This is a genomic window from Petrotoga sp. HWHPT.55.6.3 (assembly GCF_002895495.1).
GTDB classification, from domain to species: Bacteria; Thermotogota; Thermotogae; order Petrotogales; family Petrotogaceae; genus Petrotoga; species Petrotoga mobilis.
This window is the reverse complement of sequence record NZ_AZRJ01000045.1, coordinates 1-6,889: the sequence shown is the minus strand read 5'-3', so window position 1 is coordinate 6,889 and position 6,889 is coordinate 1. Positions and strand designations below refer to the sequence as shown.

6 protein-coding genes are annotated in these 6,889 nt (G+C 35.1%); all 6 read left to right on the top strand.

Going from position 1 to position 6,889, the window contains the following annotated elements:
- The first annotated feature begins 84 nt into the window (after window positions 1–84).
- The 6 genes from X926_RS09150 (at window position 85) to X926_RS09125 (ending at window position 6,826) form a co-directional block, all read left to right on the top strand.
- Window positions 85–3,018, top strand: a complete 2,934-nt coding sequence (locus X926_RS09150; protein ID WP_103065867.1) for a PolC-type DNA polymerase III — start codon at window positions 85–87, stop codon at window positions 3,016–3,018.
- Between the two features lie 61 nt (window positions 3,019–3,079).
- A complete protein-coding gene (locus X926_RS09145) occupies window positions 3,080–3,511 on the top strand; it encodes a hypothetical protein (RefSeq protein ID WP_103065866.1) in 432 nt (143 codons plus the stop codon).
- 75 nt (window positions 3,512–3,586) lie between these two features.
- On the top strand, window positions 3,587–3,802 hold the full coding sequence (rpmE, locus tag X926_RS09140) for a 50S ribosomal protein L31 (RefSeq protein WP_103065865.1): 216 nt from the start codon (window positions 3,587–3,589) through the stop codon (window positions 3,800–3,802).
- Window positions 3,803–4,045: 243 nt separating this feature from the next.
- Entirely contained in the window at window positions 4,046–4,417 is a 372-nt protein-coding gene (locus X926_RS09135) for a S1 RNA-binding domain-containing protein (RefSeq protein ID WP_103065864.1), read from the top strand.
- A 262-nt stretch (window positions 4,418–4,679) separates the two neighbouring features.
- Window positions 4,680–5,945 carry a histidine--tRNA ligase gene (gene hisS / locus X926_RS09130; protein WP_103065863.1) on the top strand — a complete coding sequence of 422 codons (1,266 nt, stop codon included), beginning with the start codon at window positions 4,680–4,682 and terminating at the stop codon, window positions 5,943–5,945.
- Window positions 5,946–5,971: 26 nt separating this feature from the next.
- Window positions 5,972–6,826 carry a hypothetical protein gene (locus X926_RS09125; protein WP_103065862.1) on the top strand — a complete coding sequence of 285 codons (855 nt, stop codon included), beginning with the start codon at window positions 5,972–5,974 and terminating at the stop codon, window positions 6,824–6,826.
- The last annotated feature ends 63 nt before the right edge of the window (window positions 6,827–6,889 follow it).

The window sequence follows — 6,889 nt, the reverse complement described above, 5'->3', positions numbered from 1 at the left end:
CGCCCCGCAGCCCACCCATATGTTGACTTTTTAGGTAAAATTGTGTATAATATTATATATACGTATGCCTAAGGAGGAAGTTTTATGTATTTTTTTGATAATCTTTTGGATATTAAAGGGCGAGAGGAGGAGTTTTTTAACAAGAAGATTAGTATAAAAGGCGAAATTTTTTATGTTGATGAGGCAAAAGATTTTTATTATTTGTTTGTTACTGATTATAGTTATTCTTTTTTGTGTAAGTCAGAAAACAGGAAAACGCCCCGAACGGGGTCAAGGAAAGGCGAATGGTTTAGATTTGAAGGGGTATTAGAGTACGATAGTGAAATGGGGAGTTATTGTTTGAATGTAGACGCAATAAAAGTTGCTGTTCCATCTACTTGGCACGATCTCTCAGTAGAAAAGAGGGTTGAACTTCATGCGCATTCAAAGATGAGCTCAAAGTTGTCCATATTGGATATGGAGGAGTTAGTGGATGCTGTTTCTTCGTTCGGACAAAAGGCGGTTGCCATTACGGATAACGAGAATGTGCAGATGATTCCTTATTTCTATGAGTATGCTAAGAAGAAGGGGGTAAAAGCTATTTTTGGTTGTGAGCTGAATGTGCACGATGAGAGAAGAGGAATCGTAAAACATGTGAATGTGCTGGTTAAGAATAAAGAGGGGTTGAAGAATCTTTATAAGATAGTATCGATTTCTCATATGAACGTTGTGAATAAAAGTGCGATTATTTCACTTTCTGATTTGAAGAATTTAAGAAAAGGGTTACTTTTAGGTTCTTCACTGGATGGATTTTTGCTTTACGACTTCTTGAATAAGTATTCTACTGATAATTTAAAAGAATGGGTAACTTTTTTTGATTATATAGAGCTTTTCCCAATGGATTGTTATAACGATTTATGTTTGGAGAAGGGTAAGATTATCGATTATTCTAAAACAGTATATGAAATTGCAAAAGCTTTCAAAAAGCCTGTTATTATGTCCGGTGATGTTCATTACTTGAGAGAAGAAGATAGAGAATATTTAAACGTTATGATCGTTGGTACCTCCACAAAGAGTAAACCAAGGAAGACTATGCGAAGTGCTAATTATTTTAGAAGCACTTCTCAAATGTATGACGAAGCATTTGAGATCTTTAAAAAGCGTGGTATTGCAAAAGAAATCGTTGTGAAAAATCCAAATAAAATTGCCAGTGAGATAGAGGAGTCTGCTCCCTTTGATTTTAAATTGAAGGCGCCTTATATCCCCTCTGCCGACCAAAATTTGAGAGACATCGTTTATAGCAACGCAAAAAAGAGGTATGGGGAAAAGTTGCACCGTATAATTATAGATAGGATAGAAAAGGAATTGAAAAGTATAATAGATAACGGGTATGCGGTGATATTTTTGATCTCAGCCGATATGGTCAAGAAGTCTTTAGAGATGGGTTATCCGATCGGTTCGAGGGGTTCTGTTGGTTCTTCGCTTGTGGCTTTTCTTTTGGGGATAACGGAGGTTAATCCGTTGCCACCACATTATTTTTGTGAGAGTTGTGGGTTTATAGAGTTCAGTGAGGATTTAAACTTGAGTGGTTTTGATTTAAAAGAGAAGTCATGCCCAAATTGTGGTGCGATTTTGAACTCCGATGGACATAATATAAGGTTTGAGGTTTTTATAGGATATTCTGATGAGAAGATCCCAGATATAGACGTGAATTTTTCGGCTGAGATCTTCAACGATATACAGAGGTTCTTGGAAGAGAAATTTGGTAGGAACTATTGTTACAAGGCAGGTACGATAAGCACCATCTCAAGGTACAACGCTTTGAAGATGGCGTTCAATTACTTCAAGGATGAAGATATGAATTTTGCACATCTTTTTTGGATTTCTCAAAAAATAAAAGGGACAAAGTTGAATACAGGCCAACATCCATCGGCTATGATAATAATCCCTCAAGAGTACGATGTTCACGATTTTACTCCTTACCAATATTCTGCAAATTCTCCTGAGATTGGTATCGTTACAACACATTACGACTTTAAAGCCTTAGAAAATGATTTGTTGAAAATAGATGTGTTGTCTCACGATGGTCCAACATTTTTAAAAATGCTTAAGGATTTAACCGGTTACGATTACAACGATATTTCGATGCACGATGAGCGGGTTCTTTCCCTTTTCTCTTCTACAAAGGAGTTGGGGGTGGATCTTTCGGAGATAGGTACGGAGATTGGAACGTTGGGTGTACCAGAAGTTTGGACACCTTTTTCCCATAAGATGCTCACCGAGACAAAGCCTAAAACTTTTTACGATCTGTGTAGGACGAATTCACTTGCACACGGAACGGATATTTGGTTCAACAACGCCCGTGAGATAGTTTTGAAGAATGTTGCAGGTATCGATCAAATCGTTAGCTGCAGGGACGATATTTTGACAACGCTTGAATATTTCGGAGTGGAATCAAAAACGGCCTTTATGATTATGGAAAAAGTGAGAAAGGGAAAAGAGCTTACAGAGAAAGAGCTGAAGGCGATAGATGATTCAGAAGCTCCCGAATGGTATCTTGATTCTCTGAAGAAGATTCATTATCTCTTCCCAAAGGCCCATGCGGTTGCCTACATGATAATGGCGTATAAGATAGCGTTTTACAAGCTGTATTATCCTCTTGAGTTTTACAGCGTTTATTTTACTATCAGAGCGAGGTTTTTTGATATTGATATTATAATGGATGAAGAATTGACTGTTCAGGCGATTAAAAAACTTTCAAAAAACGAATACCAACATAATTACGAAGAGTCCAACTTTTATTCCACACTTAAGACCGCCTACGAGATGAGAAAGAGAGGTTTTGGTTTTTTAAGACCGGATCTTTACAAGAGTGAGGCAAAGGTTTTTAAAATTGAAGGGGAATATTTGAGGATTCCCTTGACTAAAGTGAGAAATATTGGGAGTAAGAATGCCCAGCGGATTCTAAAGGAAAGGGGAGAAACCACAAAAAATGTTATCACATCTAAAGAAATTAATAAAAAATTAATAAATTTATGATATTATATTTATGTTACGTTTTTTGCATTCTTGAAAAAAATCAACATCAGGAGGGATATGTATGAAAAAGATAGGAGTTTCTTTATTCGCTGTAATAGTTTTAACTGCGGTTGTTTTTTCGGCTCCATTAGGGTTAGGTGTAAAAGTTGGTGAACCAACGGGGTTGTATATAAGAAGTTACTCTAGTAATACAAGTTTTGCAGGAATCACAGCCGCATGGTCTTTTGCTAACGATAGTTTTTTGATAGACAGTGATTTCAATGCACTTTCTCCTAATTTATTTGGCGATATAGGTTTTAGTTATGGAGGAGGTTTGCATGTTGGAGTAGCTTCCAGTGAATTAAGTGTGGGAGTTAGAATGCCTTTAGCTCTAAATTTTGAAATTCCGAGTACACCTCTTTTAACATTTTTGGAATTAGCTCCTGGCTTTAATGTAATTCCAGAAACCAAATTTAACTTATCTGGCGGCTTAGGTTTTGGTTATATTTTTTAATCGTGTTAATTTGACATAATTATCAGATTATGATATAATAAAATGATAAGAAATATAGCTTAAGGAGTGTTAGACATGAAACAAGGTATTCATCCAGAAATGAAACTTATAACCGTAAAATGCGCTTGTGGTGCCGAACATACTATGTATTCAACAGTTGATAATTTCAGATTAGATGTCTGCTCTGAGTGTCATCCTTTCTACAGAGGAGAATTAGGTTCACAAATATTGGATACAGAAGGTAGAGTTCAGAGGTTTAAGAACAAATACAAAGATTTTCTTGAAAACTAAAATCTCTAATTTTCTTGTTGGGGGGGATTTATTAGAGTTAAGGAATAAACGTATCAAGAGATAAAAAGCGTTATCTAGGTGGTCCTTGCTATTGGTAAGTTTTTACCAATATCCATCTGGAAACATAACAAAAAATCTCGGAGGTGAAAACCAACGCCCGGACCCAGGCCATCCGTATATGAAGGGTGATATCACGACTTAGCAAGGTTCTCGTGATTAAGAAAAAAGGGCAAGGTAATTATTTTGGTAAATGAAAGTTTAGCAACAGGGGATTCTGTGAAAGGTAAAGTGGTCGATATCAAAAAGTTTGGTGCTTTTTTGGAACTTGAAAATGGTGAAGAAGGATTTGTACACATTTCAAAGATTTCAAAAAAGTATGTAAGAGAGATATCCAATTTTTTAAAAATTGGTGACGAAGTTAATGGAAAAGTCATAGGAAGAACAAAAGATGGAAAGTATGAGTTGTCTTTAAAAGATTATGATGAACAAAAAGAGGACACGGGAAAATCACACAATTTTGAAAAAAGACTGAACCAGTATTTAAAAGAAAGCGAAAAGAAGATATCCGAGTATAAAAAGCACCTAGATAAGAAAAAGAATACACGTAGAAGATAATTATTATAGGTTATGTATATATAGAATAAAAATTAAGAGGGAGATTTTCTCCCTCTTAATTATTTTTACTGTCTTAAAAAATCTAAACTTAGACCTTTTCTTTTTAAAGTAACAAACTTTGTGGTAAAATAATTGAGAAAGCTGGGAGCGGGACGAGGTAGGTCTCCTTCCTTAGAAGGGCGGGAAGCGGGGCAAAGGGGCGCTAAAATAAGTTTTAAAGGGCCTAAAGGCAGTATAACAAAGATCTAAGGAGGATAAACATTTGAGTACTTATACAAGAATAAAAGGTACAAAAGACATTTTTGGCGAAGAAGTTAAGTATTGGGAATACATTGAAAATACCGCAAAGAAACTTTTTAAAATATACGGATACAAAGAGATAAGAACCCCATTAATCGAAAAAACTGATCTTTTTAGCAGAGGAATAGGCCAAGAAACAGATATTGTTCAAAAAGAAATGTACACTTTTGATGATAAAAAAGGAAGGTCACTAACTTTAAGACCTGAAGGAACCGCTTCGGTTGCAAGAGCTTATATAGAAAACTCTTTAATAACCTTTGGATCTCCTCAAAAATTATTTTACATGGGTCCTATGTTTAGATATGAAAAGCCACAAGCCGGTCGTTATAGGGAGTTTTATCAAATAGGGGCAGAAATTTTTGGAACAGACCATCCTTTAGCAGATGCTGAATTAATCACATTCGTCTACGATTTCTTCAATAAGCTAAAATTAAGCAATTTTAAAGTGAAAATCAACAACATAGGTACCTTTGAAAGTAGAGAAAAATACAAAGAAGTATTGAAAACATATTATCAGCCATTGTTACCCAACCTATGTGAAGATTGTCAAAGACGTTTCAATACCAATATTATGCGCTTGTTGGACTGTAAAATCGACGTGGAAGCGGCAAAAAACGCTCCTCCCATCTTGGATTATTTAGACGAAGAAAGTCATGAACATTTCAACAATCTCCAAAAGTATTTGAAGGCTTACAATGTACCTTACCAAGTTGATCCAAAGATCGTTAGAGGTTTAGATTATTACACGAAAACGGCCTTTGAGGTAGAACATTCTGATTTGGGTGAGCAAGCAGTCATAGCAGGTGGTGGTAGATACGACGACCTCGTTGAACAATTAGAGGGTCCTAAAACTCCAGGGGTTGGTTTCGCCATAGGGATTGAAAGGGTAATAGAAGCATTAAAAAGAGAGAATGTCGAGGTTGAGAGTGAAAGCAAAATAGATGTTTACATAGCTTTTCAAGGTGAAAAGGGTGAAATGGCAGCTGTTACTTTAACGAAAGAACTGAGAAAGAAAGGTATAAATACTTTTCTAAATATATCAAAAAGGAATTTATCGGGGCAATTTAAACATGCCAACAGATTAAACGCTAAATATGTCGTTGTACTAGGGGATGAAGAGATTTCTAGGGATATCGTCACAATAAAGAACATGAAAAGCGGAGAGCAGACCCAGATTGAAAGAAATTGGGTGGCTGAAATCATTGTGGAAAAATTGAGAGAGGAATAAAGACTTTTTTAACTGGAGGAAATAGAATGATTTTGCTGAGACCTTTTATTATTTTTATAACCTTTGTATTGTCATACATACCCGTCCTACAATTCGTTGGATTGGCGTTATTATTTTTTATTTACCACGTTTTGATCAGAAACAGAAACCTTCATATTGAACGGATGAAGAAGGTCTACCAATCGAATAATTTAAGTTTTCCAGATATTAAAGAGAAGAGCCCTATAATTTGGTTTGCATTGTACATAGTTTCTTTTTTGGTATTAAATGTTTTTTATTTATACTTGATACAACAAGTAGGAAGTTTAACATTAGAAGAAATGCAAACTTTCGCACTCCCTAGTTGGCAGATTTATTTATTTTTAGGAAGTTTTCTATTAAGCTGGATCTCATATGCGAGTATGATAAATAGGATTGATAGAGACCAATGGCAGCTTCAAGAATCTGAAATTAGCAATAAAATAGTTAAAAATCGTTTCATCAAATTGAGAGAGGGAAACGTCGTCATGTTATTGAGAATTATTACCCTTGATATATACCAATGGTTTCTTTTGTTTTTCTTAATAAGAGAAACAACAATACATTATTTTGAGGATGGAACCGCTACGGGAAGGTATCTTCAACTGATCAAAAAAGATGAGAAAGAAACACAAAACGAAACGTCAACAGATGTCACAGCCGCAAAACCAGAACAAGAAGACCCTTATGAAAAAATAATCAATCAAATTAAAAATATGGAAAAAGATGAAAGATATAGCACAATTTTTTCTCATGTTACGTCCATACCAGATAAAAAGAAAGCCGAAGAGATATTAGAAAAGTTGCTGGAAGATGGTTATATAAAAGAGGAAGAATACAAAAAACTCCAACAATTTTTGTAATTTTTGCAGCTTTGTGCAAAAAATTTTTTTTAAATAAAACTAGGTTTTGGGGTTTTTAAGGGG